The organism is Streptomyces shaanxiensis, assembly GCF_039537145.1.
GTDB classification, from domain to species: domain Bacteria; phylum Actinomycetota; class Actinomycetes; order Streptomycetales; family Streptomycetaceae; genus Streptomyces; species Streptomyces shaanxiensis.
The window spans coordinates 210,827-236,988 of the sequence record NZ_BAAAZY010000024.1 but is presented as its reverse complement, the minus strand read 5'-3'; the positions used below and the strand labels follow the sequence as shown (position 1 = coordinate 236,988).

At 70.9% G+C, this 26,162-nt stretch carries 24 protein-coding genes and 2 pseudogenes; 11 read left to right on the top strand and 15 right to left on the bottom strand.

The window, feature by feature from the left end:
* Positions 1 to 150: 150 nt before the first annotated feature.
* Complete coding sequence (locus tag ABD932_RS35445; RefSeq protein ID WP_345019314.1) at positions 151 to 999, top strand: (2Fe-2S)-binding protein; 849 nt, start codon at positions 151 to 153, stop codon at positions 997 to 999.
* A 25-nt stretch (positions 1,000 to 1,024) separates the two neighbouring features.
* Here ABD932_RS35445 and ABD932_RS35440 read toward each other — a convergent pair whose 3' ends face one another.
* From ABD932_RS35440 to ABD932_RS35425, 4 genes are read right to left on the bottom strand one after another with little or no spacing between them, the layout of a single operon-like run.
* Entirely contained in the window at positions 1,025 to 2,779 is a 1,755-nt protein-coding gene (locus ABD932_RS35440) for an ABC transporter ATP-binding protein (RefSeq protein ID WP_345019313.1), read from the bottom strand.
* Between the two features lie 28 nt (positions 2,780 to 2,807).
* Positions 2,808 to 4,322 (bottom strand): TIGR00730 family Rossman fold protein, encoded by a 1,515-nt coding sequence (locus ABD932_RS35435; protein WP_345019311.1) that lies wholly within the window; start codon positions 4,320 to 4,322, stop codon positions 2,808 to 2,810.
* On the bottom strand, positions 4,319 to 5,647 hold the full coding sequence (locus ABD932_RS35430; RefSeq protein ID WP_345019310.1) for an FAD-binding protein: 1,329 nt from the start codon (positions 5,645 to 5,647) through the stop codon (positions 4,319 to 4,321). Before ABD932_RS35430 ends, ABD932_RS35435 begins: the two co-directional genes overlap by 4 nt.
* Entirely contained in the window at positions 5,644 to 6,414 is a 771-nt protein-coding gene (locus tag ABD932_RS35425; RefSeq protein WP_345019308.1) for an isopentenyl transferase family protein, read from the bottom strand. The genes ABD932_RS35430 and ABD932_RS35425 overlap by 4 nt, the downstream gene beginning before the upstream one ends.
* 258 nt (positions 6,415 to 6,672) lie before the next feature.
* Here ABD932_RS35425 and ABD932_RS35420 point away from each other — a divergent pair, with 258 nt between their 5' ends.
* Positions 6,673 to 7,266 (top strand): transketolase, encoded by a 594-nt coding sequence (locus tag ABD932_RS35420; RefSeq protein WP_345019307.1) that lies wholly within the window; start codon positions 6,673 to 6,675, stop codon positions 7,264 to 7,266.
* Here ABD932_RS35420 and ABD932_RS35415 read toward each other — a convergent pair.
* Entirely contained in the window at positions 7,259 to 7,882 is a 624-nt protein-coding gene (locus ABD932_RS35415) for a rhodanese-like domain-containing protein (RefSeq protein WP_345019305.1), read from the bottom strand. The genes ABD932_RS35420 and ABD932_RS35415 overlap by 8 nt on opposite strands.
* Positions 7,883 to 7,946: 64 nt before the next feature.
* Here ABD932_RS35415 and ABD932_RS35410 point away from each other — a divergent pair, with 64 nt between their 5' ends.
* Positions 7,947 to 8,234, top strand: coding sequence for a metal-sensitive transcriptional regulator (locus tag ABD932_RS35410; RefSeq protein ID WP_345019304.1), 288 nt, complete (start codon positions 7,947 to 7,949; stop codon positions 8,232 to 8,234).
* A gap of 63 nt (positions 8,235 to 8,297) precedes the next feature.
* Here the strand turns inward: ABD932_RS35410 and ABD932_RS35405 are convergent, their stop codons facing one another.
* From ABD932_RS35405 to ABD932_RS35395, 3 genes and pseudogenes are all read right to left on the bottom strand, one after another.
* On the bottom strand, positions 8,298 to 9,047 hold the full coding sequence (locus tag ABD932_RS35405; RefSeq protein WP_345019302.1) for a sulfite exporter TauE/SafE family protein: 750 nt from the start codon (positions 9,045 to 9,047) through the stop codon (positions 8,298 to 8,300).
* Positions 9,048 to 9,248: 201 nt separating this feature from the next.
* Positions 9,249 to 9,554 (bottom strand): annotated as a pseudogene (locus ABD932_RS35400) (rhodanese-like domain-containing protein); the annotation flags it as partial.
* Between the two features lie 26 nt (positions 9,555 to 9,580).
* Positions 9,581 to 10,937: pseudogene (locus ABD932_RS35395) on the bottom strand (MBL fold metallo-hydrolase); the annotation flags it as partial.
* Positions 10,938 to 11,156: 219 nt separating this feature from the next.
* On the opposite strand from ABD932_RS35395, the gene ABD932_RS35390 reads away from it, so the two are divergent.
* The 3 genes from ABD932_RS35390 to ABD932_RS35380 all read left to right on the top strand — a co-directional run bounded on the left by ABD932_RS35390 (position 11,157) and on the right by ABD932_RS35380 (position 13,986).
* Positions 11,157 to 12,245, top strand: coding sequence for an S-(hydroxymethyl)mycothiol dehydrogenase (locus ABD932_RS35390; protein WP_345019300.1), 1,089 nt, complete (start codon positions 11,157 to 11,159; stop codon positions 12,243 to 12,245).
* On the top strand, positions 12,242 to 12,877 hold the full coding sequence (locus ABD932_RS35385) for an MBL fold metallo-hydrolase (RefSeq protein WP_345019298.1): 636 nt from the start codon (positions 12,242 to 12,244) through the stop codon (positions 12,875 to 12,877). Before ABD932_RS35390 ends, ABD932_RS35385 begins: the two co-directional genes overlap by 4 nt.
* Positions 12,878 to 13,071: 194 nt before the next feature.
* A complete protein-coding gene (locus ABD932_RS35380; protein WP_345019296.1) occupies positions 13,072 to 13,986 on the top strand; it encodes an SDR family oxidoreductase in 915 nt (304 codons plus the stop codon).
* Here ABD932_RS35380 and ABD932_RS35375 read toward each other — a convergent pair.
* Complete coding sequence (locus ABD932_RS35375) at positions 13,977 to 14,525, bottom strand: hypothetical protein (RefSeq protein WP_345019294.1); 549 nt, start codon at positions 14,523 to 14,525, stop codon at positions 13,977 to 13,979. The two genes, ABD932_RS35380 and ABD932_RS35375, sit on opposite strands and share 10 nt — an antisense overlap.
* Positions 14,526 to 14,575: 50 nt before the next feature.
* Here ABD932_RS35375 and ABD932_RS35370 point away from each other — a divergent pair, with 50 nt between their 5' ends.
* The gene (locus tag ABD932_RS35370; RefSeq protein WP_345019292.1) at positions 14,576 to 15,373 is read left to right on the top strand and encodes an SDR family NAD(P)-dependent oxidoreductase; all 798 of its coding nucleotides are present in this window, start codon (positions 14,576 to 14,578) and stop codon (positions 15,371 to 15,373) included.
* 160 nt (positions 15,374 to 15,533) lie between these two features.
* Positions 15,534 to 16,235 (top strand): L,D-transpeptidase family protein, encoded by a 702-nt coding sequence (locus ABD932_RS35365; RefSeq protein WP_345019290.1) that lies wholly within the window; start codon positions 15,534 to 15,536, stop codon positions 16,233 to 16,235.
* Positions 16,236 to 16,267: 32 nt separating this feature from the next.
* Here the strand turns inward: ABD932_RS35365 and ABD932_RS35360 are convergent, their stop codons facing one another.
* Genes ABD932_RS35360 through ABD932_RS35345 form a run of 4 tightly spaced genes read right to left on the bottom strand, consistent with a single transcriptional unit; the run spans position 16,268 to position 20,744 of the window.
* A complete protein-coding gene (locus tag ABD932_RS35360; RefSeq protein WP_345019820.1) occupies positions 16,268 to 17,470 on the bottom strand; it encodes a Gfo/Idh/MocA family protein in 1,203 nt (400 codons plus the stop codon).
* Between the two features lie 14 nt (positions 17,471 to 17,484).
* A complete protein-coding gene (locus ABD932_RS35355) occupies positions 17,485 to 18,828 on the bottom strand; it encodes an ABC transporter substrate-binding protein (protein WP_345019288.1) in 1,344 nt (447 codons plus the stop codon).
* A gap of 11 nt (positions 18,829 to 18,839) precedes the next feature.
* Positions 18,840 to 19,760, bottom strand: a complete 921-nt coding sequence (locus ABD932_RS35350) for a carbohydrate ABC transporter permease (RefSeq protein ID WP_345019286.1) — start codon at positions 19,758 to 19,760, stop codon at positions 18,840 to 18,842.
* A gap of 18 nt (positions 19,761 to 19,778) precedes the next feature.
* Positions 19,779 to 20,744 carry a carbohydrate ABC transporter permease gene (locus ABD932_RS35345; protein ID WP_345019284.1) on the bottom strand — a complete coding sequence of 322 codons (966 nt, stop codon included), beginning with the start codon at positions 20,742 to 20,744 and terminating at the stop codon, positions 19,779 to 19,781.
* Positions 20,745 to 20,923: 179 nt separating this feature from the next.
* On the opposite strand from ABD932_RS35345, the gene ABD932_RS35340 reads away from it, so the two are divergent.
* Both ABD932_RS35340 and ABD932_RS35335 read left to right on the top strand, forming a co-directional pair.
* The gene (locus ABD932_RS35340) at positions 20,924 to 22,084 is read left to right on the top strand and encodes an ROK family protein (protein WP_345019282.1); all 1,161 of its coding nucleotides are present in this window, start codon (positions 20,924 to 20,926) and stop codon (positions 22,082 to 22,084) included.
* 100 nt (positions 22,085 to 22,184) lie between these two features.
* A complete protein-coding gene (locus ABD932_RS35335; protein ID WP_345019281.1) occupies positions 22,185 to 22,370 on the top strand; it encodes a hypothetical protein in 186 nt (61 codons plus the stop codon).
* 111 nt (positions 22,371 to 22,481) lie between these two features.
* Here ABD932_RS35335 and ABD932_RS35330 read toward each other — a convergent pair whose 3' ends face one another.
* Together ABD932_RS35330 and ABD932_RS35325 are read right to left on the bottom strand one after the other, a co-directional pair.
* Positions 22,482 to 23,840, bottom strand: a complete 1,359-nt coding sequence (locus ABD932_RS35330) for a S1 family peptidase (RefSeq protein WP_345019279.1) — start codon at positions 23,838 to 23,840, stop codon at positions 22,482 to 22,484.
* 96 nt (positions 23,841 to 23,936) lie between these two features.
* Complete coding sequence (locus tag ABD932_RS35325; protein WP_345019278.1) at positions 23,937 to 24,980, bottom strand: hypothetical protein; 1,044 nt, start codon at positions 24,978 to 24,980, stop codon at positions 23,937 to 23,939.
* On the opposite strand from ABD932_RS35325, the gene ABD932_RS35320 reads away from it, so the two are divergent.
* Positions 24,979 to 26,157 carry a MalY/PatB family protein gene (locus ABD932_RS35320; protein WP_345019276.1) on the top strand — a complete coding sequence of 393 codons (1,179 nt, stop codon included), beginning with the start codon at positions 24,979 to 24,981 and terminating at the stop codon, positions 26,155 to 26,157. The genes ABD932_RS35325 and ABD932_RS35320 overlap by 2 nt on opposite strands.
* Positions 26,158 to 26,162: the final 5 nt, after the last annotated feature.

The following is a 26,162-nucleotide window of genomic DNA, read 5'->3' as shown; positions in this document are numbered from 1 at the left end:
CTTGCTTTAGATTTCAACTGCTGTGTGATCTCTGTGACGTTCGCAATAGAAGATCGCGTTCCGGACGTGATCAAGTGATTGTCCAGCGACAACGTGTATAAGGTAAGCCTTACCTCACCGGCATGTGCAAAATCCCGTACTGGAGCGTCGATGTCCCTGGCCCTGACGACCCCGCCGACCGACGCCCCGCCCCGGCGCACGCTCGGTGACGTCTACCGCCGACTGACCGACCTCTGCGAAGTCCTGTCCGTGCGGGTCGCCGAGCCGGGCGAGGAAGCGGGACAGGCGGGCGTGACAGCGGCCGAGTTGGCATCCGAACCGGCCGTCCTCGAAGCGTTCGTCGACGCCGAGGCGGCCCGAATCCAGGACCGCTACACGGTCGCCGCGCGCCGCGACGCGGCCGCCTCGCGCGCCCTGCACGACTACGCCTGGTCGGTCGCGCTGCTCATGAGCGGACCCTGGTACCTGGAGCGGAGGGTGCCGCGCATTCGGGCCGAGGAACTGCGGCTGGATCTCGACTCGGCCGTGTTCACCCTCACCCCCGGGACCGACTTCGCCTGTCTCCCCGACGACGCGGACGCCGGCCTTCCCGACGCGCTGACGGTCCCTCACGAAGAGGCGCTGCGCGCAGAGTTGAGGAAGGTGGTCGCCGACCACATGGCGCCGCTCCTGGCAGCGATCGGCCCACTCGTACGGCGTGGCCCGCGCGCCCTGTGGGGCATGGTCTCCGACGACCTCGTCTCCGGCATCTGGTATCTGGGCCGGATCCTCGGCCGTGAGGGCGACGCCGTACGCGCGGCCACCGCACTGCTGCCGAGTTCCGTCGCCCCGTACCCCGGCGGCGCCGACTTCCGCTACCTGACCACCCCTGACGGACAGCGGCACCCGACCCGCACCCGCGCGGGCTGCTGCATGTACTACACGATCCGCCCGGACGAGGCATGCTCCACCTGCCCCCGCACCTGCGACGCGGAACGGCTGCGCAGGCTGGAGGGCTGAGCCCCCGACGGCGCGGTCGGTGTCGTCAGCCGGCCGTCGCCAGGAACTGCGTCGCCGCCAGCTCCGCGTACAGCGGGTCCTCCGCGACGAGTTCGCGGTGCGTGCCCACCGCGCGCACCTGCCCCGCGTCCATGACCACGATCCGGTCGGCCATCGTCACCGTCGACAGCCGGTGCGCGACGACCAGCACCGTGGTCGTACGGGCGACATCGGCGACGGTGTCGCGCAACGCCGCCTCGTTCACCGCGTCCAGCTGCGAGGTCGCCTCGTCGAGCAGCAGCAGACGGGGGCGGCGCAGCAGGGCGCGGGCGATGGCGACGCGCTGGCGCTCCCCGCCGGACAGCTTGGTGCCGCGGTGTCCGACGAGCGTGTCGAGACCGCCGGGCAGCCGGGCGACCAGGCCGTCGAGCCGGGTCGTCTTCAGCACCCGCGCGAGGGCGTCGTCGTCCGCGTCGGGGTTGCCGAGCAGCAGGTTGTCCCGCAGGGATCCCGACAGGACCGGGGCGTCCTGCTCCACGTAGCCGATGGCGGACCGCAGGCGGGGCAGCTCCCAGTCCGCAAGGTCCCACCCGTCGAGCGTGATGGTCCCCGACTCGGGGTCGTAGAACCGTTCGATGAGGGAGAAGACGGTGGTCTTGCCCGCGCCCGACGGGCCGACGAACGCCGTCATGCCCTGCGCGGGCACGGCGAACGTCACCCCGTGGTGGACGTAGGGCAGATCGTCGGCGTAGCGGAAGCGGACGTCCTCGAAGGCGAGCGCGGCGGGCTCCACCCCGGCGGCGGGCAACGGCTCGGGCGCGGCGGCCGGTTCGGCGGGCAGCTGCAGCGCCTCCTGGATCCGGGCGAGCGCCGCCGAACCCGTCTGGTACTGCGTGATCGCGCCGACGACCTGTTGGATCGGCGACATCAGATAGAAGACGTACAGAAGGAAGGCGACCAGCGTGCCGACGTCGACCGCCCCGGTCGCCACCCGCGCCCCGCCCACCGCGAGCACCGTGATGAAGGCGATCTGCATGGCGAGTCCGGCCGTGTTGCCCGCCGCGGCCGACCACTTGGCGGCCCGTACGCTCTGCCGCCACGACTCCTCGGCGGCCTCGTGCAGGGTCCGCTCCTCCCGGTGCTCGGCGCCGGACGCCTTCACCGTGCGCAGCGCGCCGAGTATCCGCTCCAGCGAGGCCCCCATCACGCCGACCGCGTTCTGCGCCTGGCGGCTGGCCCGGTTGATGCGCGGCACGATCACGCCGAGGATCGTGCCGGCGCCCAGGATCACGGCGAGCGTGACCGCCAGCAGCACCGGGTCCACCAGGCCCATCATCGCCACCGTCGCCACAAGCGTGAGTCCGCCCGTGCCGAGGCCGACGAGGGAGTCGGTGGTGACCTCGCGCAGCAGCGTCGTGTCCGAGGTGATGCGGGCCATCAGATCGCCCGGCTCACTGCGGTCCACGGCGGTGATGCGCAGCCGCAGCAGATACGACGACAGGGCGCGCCGCGCGCCGAGCACCACCGACTCGGCGGTGCGCCGCAGCACGTACGAGCCCAGCGCGCCCAGCGCAGCGTTCGCCACCACCAGTCCCGACATGATCAGCAACGCCCCGGTGATGGCCCGGTCGTGGGACAGGTCGTCGATCAAGTCCCGCGCCACCAGCGGAAGGAGCAGCCCCGTGGCCCCGGTGACCAGCGACAGCAGGGCGCCCGTCAGCAGGGCCCACCGGTGGGGCCGTACGTAGCCGAGGAGCAGCCGCCAAGCGGGCTGGTCGGTCGCTGTCCGGTCTGTGCTCACGGCGCTCCTTCGGAGTCGGACGGAGCATTCAGGCTACGTCGGCCCGGCTGTGCGGGGCGTGCCAGTTCCGGGCGACGGAGAGCACGATCGGCCGGTCGTCCCCGTGCGGCAGACAGGCGTCGAGCATGCCGGACAGGACCTCGCCCGGCCCCAGTTCGACGAAGGCGGTCACACCGTCACGCCGCATGCGGGTGACCGCGTCCGCGAAACGGACGGGATCGCGCAGTGCCCGCACCCAGTGGTGGGGCCGGGCGGCCTCGGCGCCCACCGGCTCGCCGGTGGTGTCGGAGACCAGCGGGACACGCGGCGCACGCAGGTCCAGCGTGTCCAGGACGCGGCCGTAGTCGGCCAGCAGCGGCTCGAAGTGAGGGGAGTGGGGCGCCACGTCGGCGCGCAGCAGATGGGTGCGGCGACCGCGGGCCGCCCACTCCCCGCAGATCTCGGTCACCGCGTCGTGGTCACCCGACACCACCACCGACCGGGGTCCGTTGACCGCCGCGATCACCGCCGTAGGCCCCAGGCGCAGCTCCTCGGGGGAGGCCTCCACCGCTGCCATGCGTCCCCCTTCCGGCAAGGTGCTCATGAGGCACGACAGCGTGCCGACCGCGTGGCAGGCGTCCGCGAGTGAGAAGACACCCGCCGCGTGCGCGGCCGCCATGTGCCCCGCCGAGTACCCGAACAGCACGTCCGGTTCCAGCCCCTGGCCCTCCAGCAGCCGGTACTGCGCGACCTGCAGCGCGAAGATCGCCGGATATCCGAACACGGTACGGTCGAGCAGCGTGGCCTCGGGTGTCCCGGCCGGTGCGAACATCATGTCCCGCAGGGGCAGGGCGAGATACGGATCGAGGCGCGCGCAGACCTCGTCGAGAGCGTCGGCGAAGACGGCGGAGGAGCCGTACAGTTCGCGCCCCATGCCGGGCTGCTGGGACCCGGCCGCGGAGAACAGGAACGCGGTCCGGCCCGCCGGTGCCCGCACCACGGCCGCCCTGCCCGGGGCCACCGGGGCCCGGTCCGTCAGGCGGGCGACCACCTCCTCGGCCGACCCGCACACGACGATCCGCTCCAGATCCCCCGGATGGAGAAAACCCTCGTCCCGCGCATGCTCCAGGAACGACAGCAAAGGACGGTAGAAGCCGAACGGGTCGAGGAGCAGGCACGGCTTGTCGTGGATCCGCAACTGCGCCCACGACAGCACCTCCAGCAGTTCCTCGGCCGTGCCCAGGCCACCGGGCAGAGCCACGAAGGCGTCACCCGACTCGGCCATGCGTGCCTTGCGCTGATGGATGTCCGCGACCACCTCGAGGCCGGTGAGCCCGGTATGGGTGATCTCGTACGGCACCATGCGGCTCGGTACGACTCCGGTCACCGAGCCGCCGACGGCCAGGGCGCCGTCCGCGACGGCCCCCATCAGACCGATGCGGGCACCGCCGTACACCAGCCGCAGGCCCGCCTCGGCCAGGGCACGGCCGAGCTCGGCGGCGATCCGCACATGGTCCGGCCGACTGCCGGGGGAGGCCCCGCAGAAGACGGTCACCGTTGTCACGCCCACAGCCCGTACCCCCTGGTCAGGATGTGGTGCGGGTCGTACCGGTCCTTGGCGCGGACGAGTTCCGGCCAGTCGGGGCCGAAGTGGGAGCGCCAGTCGTCGGGCCCCATGGGCAGGGCGGCGACCGGGTGGAGGACCCCACCGACGGTCCTGGACCGCTCGTACAGCGCCCGGTTCGCCGCCACCAGGCGACGTACGACGCCCGGCCGGTCGGGCGGTGCCGTGCGCATCAGGGAGAGGAGGCACAGGAGTTCGCCGGCGGGCCTGCGCAGCAGCGGGGCGTGGAGGTTCCGGCCGGTCAAGGGGCGCAGCTGGACCGTGCCGCAGGTACGCAGGCCGTGCTGGGCGTCCTCGGTCAGCAGGGCCGAGACGAAGGAGGACACGGCCGCCTCCGGGAGCAGCAGCGTGAGCCATGGGTGCGGGCGGTGCCACTCGCCCGTGGCGCGCAGGAGACGCTCGTCGCGGTCCAGGCGGTGCAGGTACTCGGCGTACGACAGGTCCGCGATCTCCTCGGTGTCGCGGTCGTGGTCCAGGTCGCCGACCAACAGCTCGTCGTCGGCGGTCGGTTGACGGAAGCAGGGTTGGTCGGTGTACGGCGCCACCGCCTCGATCATGTACTGCCAGCCGCCGCCGAGCGCCGGCCGCGCCTGCCCCGTGACATGGCTGAAGCGGTCGTCGCGGGCCAGCCGCCGCTGGTCGGCGACGTAGGTGTGGGGCGAGTCGTGGTACAGGCGGTAGCGGCGCACATGGGTCGGGGCGGGCACGAGCGCGAGCGTGGCGCCGACGATCAGCGCGCACTGGCCGAGTCCCGCGAGGACGGCGCGGAACAGGTCCGGATGCCGGTCGGGCGAGCAGGTCAGATGCTCGCCGGTGCCCGTGACGACCTCAACCTCGCGCACCTGGTCGGCGACCAGACCGTGCCGGTGGCTGGAGCCGCCGAAGCCGCCGGTGCTCAGCACCCCGCCGACGCTGCTGCCGAGGTGGTCGGGGAGGACCGGGGGCGTCAGGCCCTCGGCGAGCGCGGCCCGTACGACATCGTGCCACGACGCGCCGGCCCCGGCGGTCAGCGTCCGTTCGCCCGGCGCGCACCGCACCTCGTTCAGCGCGGCCATGTCGACGACGTAGCCACCGTGCGCCTGCCCCTGTCCGAACAGGGCCTGTCCGCCGCCGCGGGCGGAGACCGGCAGCCCGTGCGGAGCGGCGAAGCAGAGGAGTTCCTGTACGGCGGCGGCGGACGGCGCCGTGAGGACGCCGAGCGGACGCGAGTCGACGATGTGGCCGAAATCGACGGCCGCCTCCTTCACATCCGGAGTTGTATTCATGCCGCACGCTCCAGCGCACCCACTCCGAAATCCGATTCCGGAACCGGGTTTTCGAAGATTTCGCCGAACACCCGATGCTGGAGGAAACCGTGCTCCGCGTGCCGTTCGGCGATGAGCGCGGCGATACGGTTCAGGACATGCTCGGAGATGTCCTGTTCGTCGATGCTCGCCACGTCCAGTGAATATTTCGCGCAGCATTCGAGGACGGCCTCGAATCCGTTCACGGAGGCCGCGAGCAACCGCCGGCGGGGATCGCGCCAGAGCGTGGCCAGTTCCTGGAGGAGGCCGGGGCCGCAGGTGCTCGGGGTGAGCATCTCGTGGGCCCGGCGGGTCAGGGTGGCGAGGTACTCGTCGTGCGCGGGCAGGGGCAGGAGACGGACCGTCAGTCGCCAGGACAGCTCCGCCCGGCGGTCGCACAGCTCTCGCAGCAGCGAGATCGAGCCACCCTCGACGATCACGAGCGGGTGCTCGGAGGCAAGCCGCTCGACCAGCGCGATCAGCGCGTCCGTCGCCTCGGACGCGGGCAAGTCGCCGTCGGCGAAGGTCCGGTCGCCGAGCCAGTACCGGCACACGCCCGGTACGTCGGCCCCGGCGCGGGCGCTGGTGGTGGCCAGGTCGGTGAAGCACTGCAGACGGTCCGCGACGACGACCGGGGCGCCGGTCGCCCGGGCCAGCGCGGTGGCCGCCGCGCTCTTGCCGACCCCGGTCGGCCCCGCGATCAGATGGACGGCTGGACGGGCCACGGGACGTGTTTCGTTCTCGGCCATGGCGGGACTCCCCTACCGCTCGGCGTACTGGAAAGAACCACTTTCAAGCTACGCACCGGAGTCCCATGCGCTCACCCAGCGGTGCGCCCGGATCAGGCAAAGAGACGGCCATATTCCTGTAGGGCTGTTAAAGATTCAATCGCATGGTGGTGGAACGGGTGACTCCGGGCAATTAATGGGCACGTGAGGGACCGTCAGAACGCTTTCTTGACGAATTCCTGACGCGCCGCGATGAATCCGCTCCCAGGAGGTTCCCCCATGAACTCCGACATGCTGCTCGCCGCCGCCGACGCCCTTCCCCGGTCCCGCACCCACGCGCCCGCGGCGCCCGGCACCGTCCTCGTCGGCTACGGCACGGCCGACGAGCTGACCAGGTTCGCCACCGACCCCCGCTGGGCCGTGCACGTCCCCGGCCACCCCGCCGAGGTGCGCCGCGCGATCGAGCGCGCCGTGCGCCGCGGCGACCGGGCGTACGTGCACGTGTCCGGCGTCTCCAACGCCGAACCACGCGGCGCGACCGAGGGCTTCGAGCTCGTCCGCGAAGGGCTCGACGGAGTCGTCGCCGCGGTGGGCGCCACCCTGGACCCCGTCCTGCGTGCCACGGCCGGCCTCGACCTGACCGTGCTCTACACGGCCACCGTCCGGCCCTTCGACGAGGTCGGCCTGCGCACAGCTGTCCTGGCCGCCGACCATGCGGACGTGGTGCTCGTCGAGCCCGGGCAGCCCGGACTGTCCGCCCGGCACGTCGCCGAGACGCTCGTCCACGTACCGCACCGCCTGCTGGCCCTGGGCGACACGGACGGCCTGGGCGAGGCCGGTCTCGCCCGGGCCGTCCGGGACTTCCTCAGGTGACCGCGGGCCGCCCGCGCTCGGCCAGAGCGGCCAGGGTCACTTCCAGGTCGGCGGGGCGCGGACGGTTGTGCGGCAGCTTCGACAACAGTGCGGCCATGCCGCAGGTGTTGGTGAGGGCCGAGAACACCAGGCCGCCCGCGACCCCCGCGGAGAGCAACTGCCAGGCCGGGTGCAGGAGTCCGAGGGCGAGGCCGGCCAGGACGATCGTGCCCGCGGTGAAGCGGACCTGGCGCTCCATGGCCCACGCGGCACGCGTGCCCGATGCCGGCCGGTGCAGTTCGTGCCCGAGCCCGGCCCAGCCCTGGGTGCCGCCCGTCAGGGTCATGGCCCGTATGCCGTGCCCGGCGAGCACACGGCACGCGTTCTCCGAGCGGGCGCCGGAGGCGCAGACGACCAGCAGCTCGCCGGAAAGCCGCCGGAGCGCGGGCAGGGCCCTGTCGAGCTGGTCCAAGGGGATGTTGAGGGCCTCGGGGAGATGCCCGGCGGCGTACTCGCCCGGCGTGCGCACGTCGATGACGGTCAGGCCGGGCAGCCGGGTGCGGGCCTCGTCGGGGTTGAGGGAGGAGGGTGCGAGGGGGGCGGGGTCGTGGGAGTCGGGGTTGAGCTGCGGGTTCATGGGAAGTGAGATCCTTTCGGGGGAGGGGGTAAAATACCCCCAAGGGTATGTAGAGGGAGTGATCGTGGAGCTGCAGTTCGAGGGCGATGACCTCAAGTCGGTGCTGAACCGTCTGCGCCGGGCGCAGGGGCAGATCTCCGGAGTGATCAAGATGATCGAGGAGGGACGCGACTGCGAGGACGTCGTCACTCAGCTCGCCGCCGCCTCCCGGGCCCTGGACCGGGCCGGCTTCGCGATCATCGCGACCGGGCTGCAGCAGTGCCTCACCGAGGCCGACAAGAGCGAGCGGGACGGCGAGACGACGCAGCAGATGAAGGCCCGGCTGGAGAAGCTGTTCCTGTCGCTGGCGTAGGTGTCACGGCCGCGGGTGTCACAGCCGTCGATTTCACGGCGGTGGACGTCGCGGCCGTAGGTTTCACGCGACGGCGTCGCCCAGCATGAACAAGGCCACCGCCAGCAGGACGTACGCGAAGACCCGCTGAAGCGTGCCTCCGGAGACCTTCGCGGCGAGACGCTTGCCGTCCCAGGCGCCGAGCACCGCAGCCGCTGTGAAGGGTGCGACGGCGGTCCAGTCCACGGGCGCGCCCGAGCCGGCCCGAGCCGCCAGCGCGACCAGCGAGTTGACGGTGATGACCAGCAGGCTCGTGCCCACGGCGGCCCGCATGCGCAGCCCCACCACGTTCACCAGCGCCGGTACGGCGAGGAAGCCGCCGCCCACCCCGAGCACTCCGGTGACCGCGCCGAGCCCCGCCCCGGCCTGAACGACCCGAACGGGACGCACCGGCACGTCGTCGTTCCGTACGGCGGCCGACGGCCGGAGCATGCGCAGCGCGGCGACAGCGGCGATCACCGCGAACGCCCCGGTGAGCACCCCGGGAGGCAGTCGCCCGGACACCGCCCCGCCGACCGCCGCGGGCACCAGGCCCGCCGCCGCGAACAGTGCCCCGGCGCGCCAGCGCACGGTGCCCTCGCGGGCATGCGTGCCCAGCGCGGTGACGGACGTGACGGCGACGATGACCAGACTCGCGGTCGCCGCCGCGGCCGGCGTGAAGCCCAGCAGATAGATCAGCGCGGGCACGGCGAGCACACTGCCGCCACCTCCCAACGCGCCGAGGGCGAGCCCGGTGACGGCACCGGCGAGCAGACCGAGGACAAGGGCGCTCACCGTGGGGAACCCGGGCGGGGGGACATGGCGTGGTAATCCAGGGGCAGGGGTCGTGCGCGGCCGAGGGGATGGGGCGGCACGGCTTCGGTCTGCAGCTCCCGGGCTCGCGCCGCGGACCGGCGGGCAGGGCTCGTGAGTTCCCGGGCTCGTCCCGCGAACTCCCGCGTATCGCCCAGGATCTCCCGTGCTCCCCTCACGCCGTCACTCACCACCGCGCGCCCCCGGCTCCGCCACCAAGGGAAGCCCTGCCTCGGCCCAGGCCCTCATGCCCCCGACGACGTCCACGACATCGGTGCCGCGCGCCGCGAGCAGGGCCGCGGCCTCCCGGGAGCGCTTCCCGGAGCGGCAGATCGCGACGACCGGCCGGCCCTGTGCGGCCTGCGGGAGCAGTTCCCCGGACGACAGTGCCGACAGCGGCGCGAGTACGGCGCCCGGAGCGTGTCCGGCGGCCCACTCGTCGTGCTCGCGCACGTCCACGAGAACGGCGTCCGCGCCCGCCCGCTCATGAGCCTCCGCCACGGTGATGCGCGCCATGGGGAGCCCGGCGTCGTGCGCCGCGGCGAACCCGTCGTCGACGGCGACGACGTCACGTCCCGCCGCGTCGAGCAGCGAGGCGGCGATGGCCGCGCGCATACCGCCGGCGCAGTGCACCCACACGGTGCCGTCCGGTATCTCCACGAGACGGTCGCGCAGCCGGTGCAGCGGAATGTGCACCGAGCCCCTGATGTGACCGGCGGCGCGTTCGGAGTCGCGCCGCACGTCCAACACCACGACGGCGTCCCGTGCGGCCCGTTCGGCAGCGGCCAGGTCGGCGAAGGTGCCGCGCGGGAAGGAGCGCGGCCGCTCGCCCTGCGGGGTCCAGTCGGCGGGGGAGCCGGTCGCGGCGGCGGCCGGCCGGTCGATGCCGACCCGGACGAGTTCCCGCTGGGCGTCGGCCAGTTGGGCCGGGCTCTCCGCGAGCAGCGTGACCGGCTTGCCCCACGGCAGCAGCCAGGCCAGATAGGTGGCGAGCTGCCCCTCGGCCTCGAAGTTGAACGACCCGGCGACATGGCCTTCGGCGAAGGCGACCCGGTTGCGCAGATCCACCACCCACTCCCCGGCGGCCAGCCGCGCCGCGATCTCCCCGGCGTCGGCCGGGCGCGGCGGGGTCAGGTCCACCGGCGCCGGACCCTCCGCGTTCGCCGGGCCCATGTGCGCGTAGTACGCCGGGATGTCGTCCAGCCCGGCGAGCAGGTCCGCGACGAACGCGTCCACGTCCTTCACCAGAGCCTCGTTGACGGCGCGCTCGCGCCCGATGGTCGTCGCCGACCCGCCGGCCCCCTGCGTGGCGGAGCAGAAGCTGCCGAAACCGTGCGTCGGCAGGACCGCCGTCTCGTCCGGCAGCTCGGCGGCCAGCCGGTGCGCGGAGTCGTACTGCGCCCGCGCCAGAGGCTCGGTCAGCCGCGGCTCCACGAGGTCGGGCCGCCCGACCGTGCCGATCAGCAGCGAACCGCCGGTGAAGACGGCCACCGCGCGCCCGGACTCCTCCAGGACGTACGAGGTGTGGTGCGGGGTGTGCCCCGGAGTGGCCAGGGCACGCAGCCCCAGGCCGTCCGTGATCTCCGTACGGTCCCCGTCGGCGACCGCCACCCGCTCGTACCCCACCCGTGCCGCGGCCGGCACGAGGTAGGCGGCACCGGTGATCCGGGCCAGTTCCAGGCCGCCGGTCACGTAGTCGTTGTGGACGTGGGTCTCGGCGACATGTGTGATGCGCACCCCCCGCCGGGCGGCGGCCGCGATCACCCGGTCGATGTCCCTGGGCGGATCGACGACCACGGCGCTGTGCGCACCGCCCGCCAGATAGCTGCGGTTCCCGAGCCCCGGCACGTCGATGGTGTCGACGAAATACACGGCAGTGCTCCTCTCTCCTCGTCTTCCCCGTCTCCACGTGAAACCCGCCGGAAGAATTACCCCCAGGGGTATATGTCAAAGATAGCAGAGGTACCCCCGGGGGTATCCAGGTGTGGTGGCCGGATGGTGATGTGAAGGGCTCTGTCCCGTGCCTTTACTGATCAGTCACATCTAGGGTCGGGAGTGGACCAAGGGCTGCCGAGGGAAGGGTGAAGCACCATGGCGCAGGAAGTTCGCGGTGTGATCGCACCGGGCAAGGACGAGCCGGTGCGGGTGGAGACGATCGTGGTGCCCGATCCGGGGCCGGGCGAGGCCGTGGTGAAGGTGCAGGCGTGCGGTGTGTGCCATACCGACCTGCACTACAAGCAGGGCGGCATCAGCGACGACTTTCCCTTCCTGCTCGGGCATGAGGCGGCCGGTGTGGTGGAGGCCGTCGGTGAAGGGGTCACCGACGTCGAGCCCGGGGACTTCGTGATCATCAACTGGCGTGCGGTGTGCGGTCAGTGTCGTGCGTGTCTGCGGGGGCGGCCCTGGTACTGCTTCGACACCCACAACGCCAAGCAGAAGATGACCCTTGCCTCGTCCGGGCAGGAGCTGTCTCCGGCGCTGGGTATCGGTGCGTTCGCGGAGAAGACGCTGGTGGCGGCCGGGCAGTGCACCAAGGTGGACGCGTCGGTGGCACCGCAGGTCGCGGGTCTGCTGGGCTGCGGTGTGATGGCCGGGATCGGCGCGGCGATCAACACGGGTCAGGTGGGCCGTGGTGACAGCGTGGCGGTGATCGGCTGCGGCGGTGTCGGGGACGCGGCGATCGCCGGGTCGCGCCTGGCCGGGGCGGCGAGGATCATCGCCGTCGACATCGACGACCGCAAGCTGGAGACGGCCCGCGCGATGGGCGCCACGCACACCGTCAACTCCCAGCAGACGGATCCGGTGAAGGAGATCCGCGAGCTGACCGGCGGCTTCGGCGCGGACGTCGTCATCGAGGCGGTCGGCCGCCCGGAGACGTACAAGCAGGCCTTCTACGCCCGCGACCTCGCCGGCACTGTCGTCCTGGTCGGTGTGCCGACGCCGGAGATGAAGCTGGAACTGCCCCTGCTGGACGTCTTCGGCCGGGGCGGGTCGCTGAAGTCCTCCTGGTACGGGGACTGCCTGCCCTCGCGCGACTTCCCGATGCTGATCGACCTGCACCTGCAGGGCCGTCTGGACCTGGCGGCGTTCGTGACCGAGACCATCCAACTCGACGAGGTGGAGAAGGCGTTCGAGCGGATGCACGGCGGCGACGTCCTGCGCTCGGTGGTGACGCTGTGAGCGGGGCCGCGCGCATCGAACGCCTGGTCACTTCCGGCCAGTTCACGCTGGACGGCGGCACCTGGGACGTCGACAACAACGTGTGGATCGTCGGCGACGACGACGAGGTGATCGTCATCGACGCCGCCCATGACGCCGACGCCATCGCCGAGGCCGTGGGCGACCGCCGCCTCACCGCGATCGTGTGCACCCACGCCCACAATGACCACATCGACGCCGCACCCGCCCTGGCCGACCGCACCGGCGCCACGATCTGGCTCCACCCCGACGACCTGTCGCTGTGGAAGCAGACCCATCCGGACCGCGACCCCGACGCCCATCTCGTGGACGGGCAGATCATCGAGGCCGCCGGTGCCGACCTGACCGTCCTGCACACCCCCGGCCACGCGCCGGGCGCGGTGTGCCTGCACGACCCTGGCCTGGGCGTCGTCTTCACCGGCGACACCCTCTTCCAGGGCGGCCCCGGCGCCACCGGCCGTTCCTACTCCCACTTCCCGACGATCATCGACTCGATCCGCACCCGCCTGCTCACCCTCCCGCCCGAGACCAAGGTCCTCACCGGCCACGGCGACGCGACCACCATCGGCACGGAGACGCCGCACCTGCAGGAGTGGATCGACCGCGGCCACTGAGACCGGGAACCCATCGTCGGGGGCGGAGAACCGATGATCGGTGCCGACCTGCGACGCACTCGACGCGCGACTGCGCCCGGCCGGGTGACCCTCCCGGGAAAGGCCACACCCGCCCGTAAAAGACGACAGAAGATGTCCGGCTTACCCGGCACCCTCGATAGCGACATCGCTCGTACAGGGTCGGGAGGCCGGACATGTCACAGCCGCTGAAGGACAAGGTCGCACTGGTCGCCGGGGCGACACGGGGAGCCGGACGCGGTATCGCCGTGGAGCTCGGGGCCGCCGGGGCCACCGTCTACGTGACGGGACGCAGCACACGCGGCCGGCGCTCGGAGTACGACCGCCCCGAGACGATCGAGGACACCGCCGACCTGGTCACCGAGGCGGGAGGCCAGGGCATCGCCGTACCCACCGACCATCTCGACCCGGCGCAGGTCCGCGTCCTGGTGGACCGCATGGCGGAGGAGCAGGGCCGCCTCGACGTCCTCGTCAACGACATCTGGGGCGGCGAGAAGCTGTTCGCCTGGGACAGCCCCGTCTGGGAGCACGACCTCGACAAGGGCCTCCGCCTGCTCCGGCTGGCCGTCGAGACGCACGCGATCACCAGCCACCACGCCCTGCCGCTGCTCCTGCGCCACCCCGGCGGACTGGTGGTCGAGATGACCGACGGCACCGCGGAGTACAACCGCGACAACTACCGGACCTCCTTCTTCTACGACCTCGCCAAGGCGTCCGTCCTGCGCATGGCCTTCTCCCTCGGCCATGAACTCGGACCGCGCGGCGCCACCGCCGTCGCGCTGACCCCGGGGTGGCTGCGCTCGGAGATGATGCTGGAGGCCTTCGGCGTACGGGAGGACAACTGGCGCGACGCCCTCGAACGCGTCCCGCACTTCGCCATCTCCGAGACCCCCCGCTATGTGGGACGCGCCGTCGCCGCCCTCGCCGCCGATCCCGACGTGGCCCGCTGGAACGGCGAGTCCCTCTCCGGCGGGCAGCTCGCGCAGGTCTACGGCTTCACGGACCTCGACGGCAGCCGCCCCGACGCCTGGCGGTACCTCGTCGAGGTCCAGGACGCGGGGAAGCCGGCGGACACGACGGGTTACCGCTGAGGCGGGACCGGGTCGGCTGCGGGGAGCGACCAGCGCGCCGAGTGGCCGGGCGGGAGGCCGAGGTCGTCCCGCACTGCCGTGTAGTAGCCCTCGCGTCCGGCGCGCTGCCGCTCCAGCAGAGCCTGCCAGGCTTCCGCATCCTGCCTGCTCGCGCGCACGAAGTGCTCCATCTCCATCGCCGTCACGACCCAAGCCCGTGCCTTGTCCACGACTTCGGGGCTGCCGAGCATGATCAGTGCTTCACCGGAGGGATCCCGGCGGGTGGTCGCGTCGGCCAACAGCGGTTTGGCCTCTTCGAGGGTGAGGGGATCCGGGTGCGGGTCGTTGCCGAGCTTGGCAGCGACCCGGTACGTCACCGTGACCGTCTTCTTCACCGACTGTGCGTAGTCGGCGTACACCGCCAGCCGCCGCTCCTCCCAACGCGCCGCCTGCTCCCGCCGGAACCTCGCCTGGTCGCCCCGCACGACCACCACATACGAACCGAGCGCACCGATCACGACACCGATGAGCGCGGGGAGTTGCTGAATGAACACGGACATGGACGCACGCTACCTGCCCGGATGATCGTCCCGGCACTACGGTGCGGTCCATGACGGACACAACGCGCTTCGCAGGGTACGGAGTCCTGGTCACCGGAGCGGCCCGCGGCATCGGCGCGGCCACCGCTCGCCGGTTCGCCGAGGAGGGCGCGCGCGTCCTCGTGACCGACCGGGACGGGCCCGAGGCCGAGAAGACCGCGTCGGCCCTGAGGGACCTGGGGCTCACGGTGGAGGCGCTGGCCTGCGACGTCGCTGACCGTGACTCCGTCGAGGCGGCCGTCGCGCACGCCGTGGAGGCCTTCGGCTCGCTCGACGTCCTGGTCAACAGCGCCGCCTCCTGCACCCCCGACCCTCCGCTCTTCGAGGACTTCCCGGACGAGGGATGGGCCCGCGACCTCGACATCACCCTGACCGGCCCCTACCGCTGCTGCCGCGCCGCGCTCCCGCACCTGGCCGCCACCGGCCGCGGGGCCATCGTCAGCATCGGCTCCGTCAACGGCCTCCAGGACTTCGGCAACCACGCCTACAGCGTCGCCAAGGCCGGCCTCGGCTCCCTCACCCGGACCCTCGCCGGCCACGCGGCCGCCCGAGGAGTCCGCGTCAACCTGGTGGTGCCGGGCACGGTGCGCACCTCCGCCTGGGAGGGGCGGGACGCGGACCTCGACGCGGTCCGGGGGCTGTACCCCCTGGGCCGGGTCGGCGAACCCGAGGACATCGCCGCCGCGGTCGCCTTCCTGGCGTCCCGCGACGCGGCCTGGATCACCGGCACCACCCTCACCGTCGACGGCGGCCTCACCGCGGTCAACACCGGATTCCAGGTGGCGCTCCGGCACTCGGACGACATCTGAGGCGCGCGGCGCGCCGCGTGACCCACGCCCCCTTCCGAGACCTCCGGCCTGGCCAAATTTCACCGTTTGGTCACAGCCCGGCCAAGGCCACAACCGACATCCCCGCACGCTGGTCTACCAGGCAGAAGTTCACAGGACCACGCAAGGGGAAGGCCCGGCCATGGGGGACATACGCAGACGGCGCGCCGTCGCACTCGGCATCACCGGCGGACTCGTCGCACCGCTCGCGCTCACAATCGCCGCCGCACCGGCGCAGGCGGCGCCGAGCTGTACGACCCAGACCGGCCCGTACCAGAAGCAGGTCGAGAAGTTCCTCGGCCGGCCGGTCGACGGCAAGCAGTCCGCCGCCGACTGCAAGGCCATCCAGGCCTTCCAGACCAAGCATGGCATCAGCCCGAACGCCGGCTACGCGGGTCCCGTCACCTGGGGCGTGATGGATCTCATGAACAAGCAGAAGGCCGTCGGCAACAAGCCCAACAAGGACGGCAAGTGCCCCGTCAACAAGGGCCGCATCGCCTGTGTGAACCTCACGCTCCAGCTGAGCTGGATCCAGGACGGGGACAAGCTGGTCTACGGCCCCGTACCCGTCCGCACGGGCCGCAACGGCTACGAGACGCGCACGGGCCTGAAGAAGATCTACTGGCGCAATATCGACCACGTGTCGAGCATCTACAACGTGCCCATGCCCTACGCCCAGTTCTTCGACGGCGGCCAGGCCTTCCACTCGGTCGGCGTCAGCATGTGGAACCCGCCGGGCTCGCACGGCTGCGTCAACATGACCAAGACCGACGCGAAGAAGTACTGGTCGCTGCTGAAGAACGGCGACGACGTCTTCGTGTACGGCCGCAAGCCGGGCACCTGACGCGGCGCAGGCACCCGGCTCGCGGAGAAACGTCACGCCTCGGGGGCGTCCCCGAAGTCCGGGATCTCCAGCCTGACCCCGCCCTGCCGTGCGGACTCGTGCGCGACGATGCCCGGCAGGGTGTAGCGGGCGGCCACCCACGCGTTCACGGACGGCAGGGTGCGCGTGTTGACGGCGGTCACGAAGTCGTCGACCAGGAAGTGGTGGCTGCCCTCGTGGCCGTTGTGCAGGTTGTCGAACTCCCTCGGCAGGCGGGAGCGGTCGTGCACCGGTGCTGAACCCGAGGTGAAGGCGGCCCGCAGATCCGGCGCGATGTGCTGAAGTGACGGGTCATCAGGAGACAGTGTGGGCTTGGGCTCCAGCAGCTCGCTGATGTCCTTCACGCCCTTCTTGTCCTGCCACAGGGCCACCGTGGCGAGCTGCTCCATGCTGGCCTCGGTGCCGAAGAACCGGAAACGCGACTCCCGTATGTGAGAGGGGTAGCCGACCCGCCGGAACTCGTTCGTCCGGAACGAGCCGCCGCCCGCGACCGCGAACAGCGCGGTCGCGTTGGACACGTCGTTGCCGAACTGGCTGACGTCCTTGTCGAAGACACCGTCGCCCCGGTCGTCCACGACTCCGATCGCCGAGACGCTGACGGCGTGCGTCTGCCACGCCCCCAGCACGCCGCCCACCGCGTGCGTCGGGTACAGCAGCGGGGGATAGCTGGCGGTCGCCTTCCAGTTCTCGCCGCCGCTGTACTGGTACGCCTCGTAGAACCCCAGGTCCATGTCGTGGACGTAGTCGCCCTCGGCGTAGAAGAGCCGTCCGAAGGCGCCCTCGGCGATCTGGTTGCGGGCGTGCACCGTCGCCGGGTTGTACTGGCTGGTCTCGCCCATCATGTACGTCAGGCCGGTCGCCTTGACCGCGTCGATGATCGCCGCGATCTCCTCCGTGGTGATCGCCATGGGGACGGCGGAGTAGACGTGCTTTCCGGCATTCAGGCCCTGGAGCACGAGCGGGCCGTGCGTCCAGCGCTGGGTGAAGATGGCGACCGCGTCGACGGCCTCCGACTCCAGCATGGCCTGGTACGAGGGGAAGGTGCCGGTCAGGCCTTCGGCGGCGGCGAGTTGCTCGGCTCGTTCGGGGAGGAGGTCGGTGACGTAGACGTCGGTGACGCCGGGATGGGCCAGGAACAGTTTCGCGAACTGGCCCGAGAACTGGCCGGCGCCGACGATGCCGAGGGAGAACGTCATGTGGAGGGTGCCCTTCACTGGTCGAGAATCAGATTGATCTGGCTGTTGGTCTGGTCGAGGCCGGTCACGGGTTTGCCGTTGCCGTAGATGTCCTCCATCGCGGGCTGCATGAGCGCCGTGACGTCCGCCGCGTAGTTGGTGATCGGGTAGGAGAAGGTCCGGAAGTCCTTCTTGTCGGCCACCGGTTCGGTGAAGGCCGAGACGTCGATGCCCTTCTCCTTGTAGGCGGCGATGGCGGCCTCGGTGCCGGCCGGTGTGGCGGGGAAGACGACCCCGGCCTTGCCGACGACGCTCTGGCACTCGTCGGAGGCCAGGTAGGCCACCCACTTGCGAGCGCCCTCCTTGTTCTTGGAGGCCTTGGTGATGGAGTCGGCGAGGCCGTTCATCATGGTGGCGCGCTTGCCGGTCGGGCCGACGGGTGTGGGGGCGCTCTTGACGTCCCTGCCCTTGAAGCCCGCGTAGGTGGAGATCATCCAGGCACCGTCGAACGCGGCGGCGGCCGTGCCCGCGGCGACCTGGGTGTTGGCCTGGTTGGACTGGACGTTGTAGTCGGAGAACGGGGCCAGGTAGCCCTTCTTCGCGAGCCCGAAGTACCACTTGATCACGGACTGGAAGGTCTTGCTGTCGTACTGGTACCGCGTACCCCAGCGCGCCTTCTCCGTGTAACTCCACCCGGCGGAGGCGGCGAACATGCTCCACTGCGTCTGGCCGTCGCCGTAGCCGCCGCCGTTGGAGCCCAGCCCGTACACCTTGACGTTGTTCTTGTCGAACCCCGGCTCGTCGCCCCGCTTGCCGTTCTTGTCGACGGTGAGACGGGCGATGGCCTTCTCGAAGGTGCCGCCGTCCTCGGGGTTCCAGGACAGGTTGCCCAGCTGGTCCGCGGTGAGCCCGGCGGCCTTCGCCATCTTGTCGTTGTAGAAGAGCGCGACGGTGTCCCAGTCCTTCGGGGTGCCGTACCGGTGGCCGTCCTGGCCGATCCAGTTGGCGGCCAGCCCCGGCTGGTAGGCGGACTCGTCGATGTTCAGGTCGTCCAGTGGTTCCAGCACGTTCAGGTCGGCGAACTGGCCGAACTTCTGGATGTGGTCGGTGAACACGTCCGGCTGGGTGCCCGCGATGAACCCTGCGGTGAGCTTGGTCCAGTAGTCGCTCCAGCCCAACTGGGTGATCTTCACGCGCAGTCGGGGATTCTCCTTCTCGAACCCCTTCGCGCAGGCCTGGTAGGCGGGCAGCTGGTTGGCGTCCCACAGCCAGTACGTCACGGTGTTCGCGGACGCCCCGGTGGAGTCGCCCTGCGCGCAGCCGGTCGCCAGGGACAGCGTGAGCGCTCCGGCCAGTGCGGTCAGCGTACGAAGTCGCATCTTCAGGTCCCTCACTTGATCCCGGTGAAGCCGATGGAGCTGACGATGCGGCGGGCGAAGCAGGCGAAGAGCACGAGCATCGGCAGCGCGGCGATCAGCGTCGCCGCCGTGAGCCCGGACCAGTCGACGCCGGTCGCCGGAGTCTGCGCCCGGAAGATCGCCAGTGCCACGGTCAGCACGCGCGAGCTGTCGCTGTAGGAGACCATCAGCGGCCAGAAGTAGTCGTTCCAGGAGGTGATGTACGTCAGCACGGACAGCGTGATGACCGGCGTGGACGCCATCGGAAGGATCACCCGGAAGAAGATCTTGACCTTCCCGGCGCCGTCGAGCAGCGCCGCCTCCTCGATCTCATGGGGGATGTTCATGAAGAACTGCCGCAGGAAGAACACCGCGAACGGGGTCATGAACAGGCTCGGCAGCGCGATGCCCAACAAGGTGTCCACCAGGTGGAGTTGCTTGATGAGCACGAAGTTCGGCAGCAGCGTGAAGATGGTCGGCACCATCAGCCCGGCCAGGAACAGACCGAACACCTTGTCCCGGCCGCGCCAGCGAAGCCGTGCGAAGGCGTACGCGGCCATCGCCGAGAAGAAGATCTGGCAAGCGGTGATCAGGGTCGAGACGATCACCGAGTTGAGCAGATAGCGCCAGAAGTCCAGCCCGCCGCCTGCGCCGCCCTGGGCGACCGCCTCCTCGGCGGACTGCAGCCCGAGGGCCCGCTCGAAGCCGCTGGTGCTGAGGTCGACCGGCAGTGGGTTGGCCGGGTCGGCGTTCAGGCCGGCGTTGGTGGAGAGCGCGGTGCGCAGGATCCAGTAGAACGGCAGCAGGGTGATGAGCACGATCAGGCCCATCGCGGTCCAGGCCACGGCCCGGCCCGGGGAGATCCTGCGCTTGACCGGTCGTATCCCGGTCGTCGTTGTCGTCACGGCAGTCATGTCGGTGTCTCCCTTCCGTCAGCCGAGGTCGGTCTGGCCGGCCCGGGTGAGCCGGTACTGCAGGACGGTGATCGCGCTCAGCACGACCAGCAGGGCGACGGACATCGCCGAGGCGTAGCCGAACTGGAAGCGGCCGAAGGCGGAGCCGTAGATGTAGTACTGGAGCACGTTGGTCGCGTTAGCCGGACCGCCCGCGGTCGTCACGGCGACCGTGTCGAACACCTGGAACGAACCGATCACCGTCATGATCAGAACGACCGCCAGGACCGGCCGCAGCAGCGGCATCGTGATCCGCCAGAACATCCGCCACTCGCTCGCGCCGTCCACCCTGGCCGCCTCGTACACGTCGTTCGGGATCGCCTGGAGCCCGGCGAACAGGAGCAGCGCGGTGTAGCCGACGTGCCGCCAGACGTTGATCAGGGCGATGGTGGGGATCGCCCAGGTCTCGTCCGCGAGGAAGGGAATGCGGTCGAAGCCGAGGGCGGTGACGATCTCGTTGCCGATGCCGAGCTGCGTGTCGAGGATCCACAGCCAGACCAGACCGGCGACGACGTTCGACATCAGATACGGCGTGAGCACGATCCCGCGCAGCACCGCCGACTGCGTCAGCCGCTGCAGCAGCACGGCGATGGCGAGCGCCGAGACCGTCTGCACCCCGATGTTGATGACCACGTACTCGACGGTGACCGTCAGCGAGTCCCAGAAGATCGGGTCGTTGACCATCCGCACGTAGTTGTCCAGCCCCACCCACTCCGCCGGAGTGAGCAGGTTGAAGCGGGTGAAGCTCAGATAGATGCCCCGCAGCGTCGGCCACAGAAGGAAGACGGCGAAGCCCAGCAGCGCCGGCGCGATGAACACCGCGGCGAGCCGCCCGTCGCCCTGGTTCTCGCGGGCCGCCGCCCGCCTGGTCCTCTGCTTCGTCCCTGTCCCCGTGGCGTCGCCCAACGGCAGACGCGACGGAGGGCTGCTGGAGGCGATGGTCATCGGGAGACTCCCTCGTCTGCGGCTCGTCCTCGGCCACTTACTTTTGTGGCGGAAGAATCCAACCGTCAAGAGGCGCGTCAACATCTTCTCCAGGCCCGTCTCACTGCCTTACGCTGGCCTGGTTGATTTTGCAGAGAAAGAAATCCTGCGGGAAAGAATCGTGTGGGAGCCTGACGACCATGACCCCAGTAGCCGCCAGCTGGCTTCCGCTCAGCCCCGGTGAACGCTCCGTCGCGATCGAGGTGCTCCTCGGCGGCCCCCTGTCGCGCACCGAACTCGCCGGACGGCTCAACCTGTCCGCGGGCAGCCTCACCCGGCTGACCAAGCCGCTGATCGAGTCGGGCCTCCTCGTCGAGGTCCCCGAGGCGGGCGCCCCGGCGGAGGTGCGCCAGGGCCGCCCGTCCCAGCCGCTGGACGTCGTCGCCGAGTCCCTCTCCTTCCTCGGGTTCAAGATCACCGACGACATGGTCTACGGCGTCGTGACCACGCTCAGGAGCGAGATCGTCGCCCGCCACGACCGGCCCCTCACCACCCACGACCCCGCCGAAGTCGTGGACCTGCTGGGGGAGATGGCCGACGAACTCGCCGGTGACCACCCTCGGCTCGCCGGCATCGGCATCGGCGTGGGCGGTCTCGTGGAGGACCGAGCCGTGGTCGGGGAGTCCCCGTTCCTGCACTGGAGCGACGTCCCGCTCGCCGAGCTGGTCGAGGAGCGCACGGGGCTGCCGGTCGTCGTGGAGAACGACGTGGCCGCCCTCGTCGAGGCCGAGACCTGGTTCGGCGCCGGCCGCGGCCTCGACCGCTTCGTCGTGCTCACCATCGGCGCCGGCATCGGCTACGGCCTGGTCCTGGGCGGCAAGCGGGTGCCGTACGCAGAGGAGGACCGCGGTTTCGGGCGGCACTGGATCGTGAACCCCAACGGACCGCTCACCCCGGACGGCGCGCGAGGCAGCGCCGTCTCACTGCTGACCATCCCCAACATCCGCTACCAGGTACAGGCCGCCACCGGCCGGGACGGGACGTACGAGGAGATCCTGCGGCTCGCCGCGGCCGGTGAGCCGATGCCCGCCCGGGTGATCGAGGAGGCGGCCCGTGCGCTCGGCACCCTGGTCGCCCAGATCGGCAATTTCGTGCTGCCGCAGAAGATCCTGCTCGCCGGAGAGGGAGTGGGGCTCATGGAGGTCGCCGGCAAGACCGTGGCGGAGACCATCCGCGCCCACCGGCACCCGCTCGCGGCGCCGATCGACCTGGAGACCAAGGTGTCCGACTTTCACGACTGGGCACGCGGAGCCGCCGTTCTGGCGATCCAGGTGCTGGTGCTGGGGGCGGTGGACGCCTGAACTCGGCGAGGGGTGTTGGCAGATGGACGTGATCAGCAACACGGTTCGATATGCCCGTATTGTGCGACCTTGCTCACAGCGCCTTCACCCCTGGAGCCTTATGCTTCACAGCATGTCCACCACTGTTGAATTCGCCTCCGAGCGATCGGCTGACGAGGTCAACGAGGAGATCCGGGCGCTGTGGCGCCGGTCGGGCGGGACACTGAGCGTCGAGCAGCGCGAGGAGTACCAGCGCCTGGTCCTGGAGTGGGCCGCAGCGGCCCCCCAGTCGGCGAAGGCGGCCTGAGCACTCGCCTCGGCCCAGCCCCGAACACCCTCCTCGGCGCACCTCACCATCCGTCGCGCCACCTCACCGGGCACCCCTGGGACCAGGGGTGCCTTTCTCATGCGGCCGGCCTCAGCCCCACGTCGCCGAGTAGTACCGCCGGTACGCCTTGCGGTCCTGTTCCGCCCGGATGAACCGGGTCGCCGCCAGCGCGACCAGGCTGCCCGCGACCACCAGCAGACCGGGACCGACGTTCTTCGGGTCCGCGAGGCGGGACAGCAGCGTCGAGGCGCCGCTCACCGAGACCGACGAGCCGGGCGACGCGTCCCCGGGCGCGACCGCGCTCTGCGTCGCCGACGGCGCCGGTGAGGCACCCTGACCCGAACCGTTCTGCGCCGTCACGATCAGCTTGACGTCCAGCGCCTCCAGCGCCTTCGTCACCGGCTGGAAGAACGTCGTACCGCCCGCGTTGCAGTCGCCGCTGCCGCCCGAGGTCACCCCCAGCGCGACCCCCTCGGAGAACATCGGACCACCACTGTCCCCGGGTTCGGCGCACACGTTCGTCTCGATGAGCCCGGTGACCGTCCCCTCGGGGTAGTTGACTGTGGCGTTGACCGCCGTCACCTCGCCGTCACGCAGCCCGCTCGTACTGCCGCTGCGGAACACCCGCTGCCCGACGGCGGGATCCGCGGCGCCGGTGATCCGCACCCCCTTGCCGTCGCCGATGGACACGACGTCGGCGCCGGCGCCCGCGTCCCCGTTCGCGTACTCCACGAGGGAGAAGTCACCGCCGGGGAAGTTCTGCTGGACCGTCTGGCCGATCTGCTGGTCGCCCCGGTTGTCGGCGAACCACACCGAACCGTTCGGCCCGCAGTGCCCGGCGGTGAGGATGAAGTCGCGCTGTCCGTCGGTGACGTTGAAGCCCGCCGAACAGCGCCCGGCGGTCGACAGCAGCGGCAGCGCGCCGTTGAGCCGTGTCGTGAACGTGCCCTCGGTGCGCTCCATGCGCACGAAGCCCCCGATGTCGCCCGCGACCTGAGTCATCCGGGACCAGTCGGCGGCGGAGACGGTGCTGTCGCCCCGTACGACCACCTCATTGGACTGGTAGTCCATGACCCACGCCGTGCCGGCCACGCGCGGCGCCGAACGCAGCGTGGACGTCGCCGACTTCAGCTCGTCCATGCTGTGGTCGACCATCTTCGCCTCGGCGCCGGCCTTGCGCACCTCGGCGGCCGCCTCCTCGTCGGTGACCGCGACGACCGGCTTCCCGTCGGCACCGAGCCAGCTGCCCGCCGTACGGGACGTGCCAAGGCGCGAGACGAGACCGCTGCCGGTGTCGGCGGCCGAAGCCGCGTACGTGCGGGGGACGGCGGAGGCGTCCGGTGGTTCGCTCGCCACGGCGCGTGTGACCATCGTTCCTCCGAGGAGGAGTCCGCCGACCGCCGCCAGCCGTGTCACTCGCCGGACGAGACGTCGTCGTGCGTGCCTCATGCATGGCTCCCGAACCAGTACAGCGCGGCGTCAACGCCGCGGGGCCCTCCCGTGGTTGAGCACCCTCACTCCATACGTGGCCCGGGCCGCCCGTGTTCACCGCACAGGTGATCGTTCTTGTGCGCGGGTCCGCTCGAGCACTGCCCAGCTGCGCTCGTCGCCCCATATCGACGCCGGATCCACGTACGGACGCAGCAGTGCGGTGAGTGCCGGATCGCCCTGTCCGTTCAGCTCGTCGGAGGCGATCCTGCGGGCGATTCCCGCGAGGAAGTCGGCGAGTTGCACCCGCGGATCGAGCACCGAGTGCACCAGCCGCAGCCCACCGAAGCCGATACCGGCCCGCCGGGCCGTCTCCTCGATCCAGGCGATGCGTTCCGGCGTCAGCATGTTCTGCCGGTCGTGGACGAGCCGCACGGACCGTCCACCGGCACTCCAGAACGCGGCCGTATTCACGATGGCGGGCAGCAAGGGATTGAGGACGGGAATGAGGGTCGGTCCGTCCACCAGTCGCGTCCGATAGGAATCGGCGCGTGAACGGGACATCGCGAGTCGGTCCAGTGTTTCGGCCACTTCCGTACGGCAATCCGCGCGCCGCAGCACCTGCACCGTGCGGAAGAACGCGTCGACGGGCTCCTGGGGCGCACCGTCGTTCCTGACCCGCAGCAACTGGTTGGCCGCCGTCAGGAATTCCCGCCAGAGCTCGTCGCCGAATTCCCGTCGCCCCGCCCGGTACAGGCCGAGCGCGTCGGCGGCGTCGCCGAGCAGCAGGTCGACGGCCCGGTCCACGACGAAGTACGCCTTCTCGATCAGATGCACCTGGGCGTTCCCATGGATCGGACCGGCGGGCGCGAGCAGCCATTCCAGCACCGCCCGGTGTTTCTCCCGCAGCAGATGGTTCGCCTTGTACTCCGACGCGGGCGAACGAATCCGGTCCCTGACCTCCTGCACATGTGTGGCGGCCGACTCCACGGGCAGCCGCACACTGGCGTGCGCGAACACATCGGTGTTCCCGCCGGTGAGATTCTCACCGTCCGACCCCGACTCGTCGCAGGCCACTTCGAGAAAACCGCGGCCCGGCACCGCCCAGGCCGCGTTCTCGCCGTTCCCGGCCACCGCACAGCCCCCTATCTTGTGCCCCATGACCAGGATCCCGCACGAGACGTCCGGAGAACCAAATCCTTTTCGCGCCCTGACCCTGGACCGCCTCCGATGTCGTACGAGCATGAAGTGGCGCACCTACCCCGACGACGTGCTGCCGCTGTGGGTGGCCGAGATGGACGTACCGCTTGCCGAACCGATCGTCCGCGCGGTCACCGACGCCCTCGCCCTCGGCGACACCGGCTACCCGGCGGGCGCCGGGTACGCGGAGGCGCTCGCCACTTTCGCGGACAAGCGGTGGGGCTGGGGCGGGCTCGCCGTGGAGCGGACGGCGATCGTGCCCGACGTGATGCTCGGCGTGGTGGAGATGCTCAAGCTGGTCACCGGTCCGGGCGATCCGGTCGTGGTGAACTCACCCGTGTATCCGCCGTTCCACCAGTTCGTCGAGCACATGGACCGGCAGGTGGTGGAGGCTCCGCTGGGTGCGGACCTGCGCATCGACCTCGACACGCTGGACGACACCTTCCGGCGGGCGGTCGCGGGCGGCAGGCGAGCCGCCTTCCTGCTGTGCAGCCCCCACAACCCGACCGGCACCGTGCACACCGCGGAGGAACTGTCGGCCGTGGCCGCCCTCGCCGACCGTCACGGCGTGCGCGTCGTCGCCGACGAGATCCACGCACCCCTCACCGCCGACGGTGTCGACTTCGTGCCGTACCTGAGCGTCCCGGGCGGCGGGAGCGGGCTGTCGCTGATGTCCGCGTCGAAGGCCTGGAACCTGGCCGGACTCAAGGCGGCCCTGGCCGTCGCCGGGCCCGCTGCCGCCGCCGACCTGGCCCGACTGCCCGAAGAGGTCAGCCATGGGCCGAGCCACCTCGGCGTCATCGCCCACACCGCCGCCCTGCGCGACGGCACCGGCTGGCTCGACGCCCTGCTGGCGGGCCTCGACGACAACCGGCGCCTGCTCGCGGACCTCCTGGCCGAGCACCTCCCGGCGATCACCTACCGCCCTGGTGAGGCCACCTACCTGGCCTGGCTCGACTGCCGCGCCCTCGGCCTCGACGAGGACCCGGCGGACGTCTTTCTGCACCGCGGCCGGGTCGCACTGAACTCCGGGATCCCGTTCGGGACCGGCGGCGCGGGCCACGTCCGGCTGAACCTGGCCACGTCGCCCGAGCTGATCACGGAGGGCGTCCGGCGGATGGTCGCGGCACTCGACTGACCGGG